At 53.4% G+C, this 266-nt stretch carries 1 protein-coding gene; it reads left to right on the plus strand.

Features of this window, described 5'->3' with window-relative positions:
- Nucleotides 1-44 precede the first annotated feature (44 nt).
- Nucleotides 45-266, plus strand: a 222-nt coding sequence (locus tag MXD62_RS08760) for a DUF84 family protein (protein ID WP_248828885.1), incomplete at its 3' end; no start/stop codon positions are given.

A 266-nucleotide genomic window follows, 5' to 3' on the forward strand; every position in this document is an offset into this window, starting at 1 on the left:
GTATACTTTTGAATGAGCAATACTTGGACAAAGGAATGAGATCGATGAGCCAATTCACAACAATGCGGGTTGCATTGGGAACAACGAACCGCGCGAAACGGGAAGCTGTGGTGCTGGCGATGGGCAATGAACCGAGCTGCCTGTCCGTACCCTCCGGTGTTTCCGATCAGCCGCTTTCAGAAGCGGAGACGATTGAAGGAGCGATCAATCGGGCCAGAAATGTTCTTGAGCTGGTGCCGGACGCGCAAATCGGTTTGGGTCTGGAG

The organism is Frankia sp. Mgl5, assembly GCF_023242985.1.
Classification (GTDB): Bacteria; Actinomycetota; Actinomycetes; order Frankiales; family Frankiaceae; genus Parafrankia; species Parafrankia soli.